The organism is Curtobacterium pusillum (assembly GCF_013359865.1).
GTDB classification, from domain to species: domain Bacteria; phylum Actinomycetota; class Actinomycetes; order Actinomycetales; family Microbacteriaceae; genus Curtobacterium; species Curtobacterium pusillum.
The window spans coordinates 1-3160 of record NZ_JABMCE010000040.1; the positions used below are offsets into that span (position 1 = coordinate 1).

The following is a 3160-nucleotide window of genomic DNA, read 5'->3' on the forward strand; positions in this document are numbered from 1 at the left end:
GAGTCGATCGCAATTTTAATCTTTGTGGTCAAGTTTCTAAGAGCAAACGGTGGATGCCTTGGCATCTGGAGCCGAAGAAGGACGTAGAAATCTGCGATAAGCCTCGGGGAGCTGATAATCGAGCTGTGAGCCGAGGATTTCCGAATGGGGAAACCCCGCTGGGCGCTTTTGTGACCTGGTGACTCCCGCCTGAATATATAGGGCGGGTAGAGGGAACGTGGGGAAGTGAAACATCTCAGTACCCACAGGAAGAGAAAACAACATGTGATTCCGTGAGTAGTGGCGAGCGAAAGCGGATGAGGCTAAACCGATCATGTGTGATAGCCGGCGGGCGTTGCATGGTCGGGGTTGTGGGACACGTCGCTCAGTTCTGCCGGACTGGGGCGGTTACAGCGCATCATAGTCGAACTGGTTTGAAAGCCGGGCCGTAGTGGGTGATAGCCCCGTAGACGAAATGGTGTTATGGCCGGATGTGTATCCCAAGTAGCACGGGGCCCGAGAAATCCCGTGTGAATCTGTCAGGACCACCTGATAAGCCTAAATACTCCCAGATGACCGATAGCGGACAAGTACCGTGAGGGAAAGGTGAAAAGTACCCCGGGAGGGGAGTGAAATAGTACCTGAAACCGTTTGCTTACAAACCGTCGGAGCCTCCTTTGTTGGGGTGACGGCGTGCCTTTTGAAGAATGAGCCTGCGAGTTAGTGATATGTGGCGAGGTTAACCCGTGTGGGGTAGCCGTAGCGAAAGCGAGTCTGAATAGGGCGATTTGAGTCGCATGTCCTAGACCCGAAGCGAAGTGATCTATCCATGGCCAGGTTGAAGCGACGGTAAGACGTCGTGGAGGACCGAACCCACTTCAGTTGAAAATGGAGGGGATGAGCTGTGGATAGGGGTGAAAGGCCAATCAAACTTCGTGATAGCTGGTTCTCTCCGAAATGCATTTAGGTGCAGCGTTGCGTGTTTCTCGCCGGAGGTAGAGCTACTGGATGGCCGATGGGCCTCAACAGGTTACTGACGTCAGCCAAACTCCGAATGCCGGTGAGTGAGAGCGCAGCAGTGAGACGGTGGGGGATAAGCTTCATCGTCGAGAGGGAAACAACCCAGACTACCAACTAAGGCCCCTAAGCGTGTGCTAAGTGGGAAAGGATGTGGAGTTGCATAGACAACCAGGAGGTTGGCTTAGAAGCAGCCACCCTTGAAAGAGTGCGTAATAGCTCACTGGTCAAGTGATTCCGCGCCGACAATGTAACGGGGCTCAAGCACACCGCCGAAGTTGTAGATTTCGCACACTCGATAAGCCTTCGTGGTTCAGTCGTGCGGAGTGGTAGGAGAGCGTCGTGTGGCGAGTGAAGCGGCGGAGTGATCCAGCCGTGGACGCTACACGAGTGAGAATGCAGGCATGAGTAGCGAAAGACGGGTGAGAAACCCGTCCTCCGAAAGACCAAGGGTTCCAGGGCCAGGTTAATCCGCCCTGGGTAAGTCGGGACCTAAGGCGAGGCCGACAGGCGTAGTCGATGGACAACGGGTTGATATTCCCGTACCGGCGAACAACCGCCCAAGCTAATCCAGTGGTGCTAAGAGTCCTAACCCGTGTTGACCGGATCCCTTCGGGGTGATGGCGTGCGGTCTAACGCTCGACCCCATGCTGGTGCGGTTAGCGTATGAACAGGTGTGACGCAGGAAGGTAGCTGAGCCAGGCGATGGTATCCGTAAGGTGAACCTGGTGTAAGGATGTAGGGCTGACGATAGGCAAATCCGTCGTCTGTATGCCTGAGATCCGACGCGTACCCGTTAGGGGAAATCAGTGATCCTATGCTGCCGAGAAAAGCATCGACGCGAGGTTGCAGCCGCCCGTACCCGAAACCGACTCAGGTGGTCAGGTAGAGAATACCAAGGAGATCGAGAGAATCGTGGTTAAGGAACTCGGCAAAATGCCCCCGTAACTTCGGGAGAAGGGGGGCCGGACACGTGACCGGACTAGCTCCGTGAGCGTTGAAGGCCGCAGAGACCAGTGGGAAGCGACTGTTTACTAAAAACACAGGTCCGTGCGAAGTCGCAAGACGATGTATACGGACTGACGCCTGCCCGGTGCTGGAAGGTTAAGAGGAAGGGTTAGCCTTTGGGCGAAGCTCTGAATTTAAGCCCCAGTAAACGGCGGTGGTAACTATAACCATCCTAAGGTAGCGAAATTCCTTGTCGGGTAAGTTCCGACCTGCACGAATGGCGTAACGACTTCCCAGCTGTCTCAACCGCGAACTCGGCGAAATTGCACTACGAGTAAAGATGCTCGTTACGCGCAGCAGGACGGAAAGACCCCGTGACCTTTACTACAGCTTGGTATTGGTGTTCGGTGTGGCTTGTGTAGGATAGGTGGGAGACTGTGAAGCGGGCACGCTAGTGTTCGTGGAGTCATTGTTGAAATACCACTCTGGTCACTCTGGATGTCTAACGTAGGACCCTGATCGGGTTCATGGACAGTGCCTGGTGGGTAGTTTAACTGGGGCGGTTGCCTCCCAAAGAGTAACGGAGGCGCCCAAAGGTTCCCTCAACCTGGTTGGCAATCAGGTGGCGAGTGTAAGTGCACAAGGGAGCTTGACTGTGAGACTGACAGGTCGAGCAGGGACGAAAGTCGGGACTAGTGATCCGGCAGTGGCTTGTGGAAGCGCTGTCGCTCAACGGATAAAAGGTACCTCGGGGATAACAGGCTGATCTTGCCCAAGAGTCCATATCGACGGCATGGTTTGGCACCTCGATGTCGGCTCGTCGCATCCTGGGGCTGGAGTAGGTCCCAAGGGTTGGGCTGTTCGCCCATTAAAGCGGTACGCGAGCTGGGTTTAGAACGTCGTGAGACAGTTCGGTCCCTATCCGCTGCGCGCGTTGGAAATTTGAGAAGATCTATCCCTAGTACGAGAGGACCGGGATGGACGAACCTCTGGTGTGTCAGTTGTTCTGCCAAGGGCACCGCTGATTAGCTACGTTCGGACCGGATAACCGCTGAAAGCATCTAAGCGGGAAGCCGTCTTCGAGATGAGATTTCCATGCACCTTGAGTGTGAGAGGCTCCCAGCAGACTACTGGGTTGATAGGCCGGATGTGGAAGCGGGGACTAACGACCCGTGGAGCTGACCGGTACTAATAAGCCGAAGACTTGACAACACAA

At 55.0% G+C, this 3160-nt stretch carries 1 rRNA gene; it reads left to right on the forward strand.

Annotated features, from left to right (window positions below):
- The first annotated feature begins 26 nt into the window (after nt 1–26).
- A 23S ribosomal RNA gene (locus tag HP507_RS01020) occupies nt 27–3156 on the forward strand.
- The last annotated feature ends 4 nt before the right edge of the window (nt 3157–3160 follow it).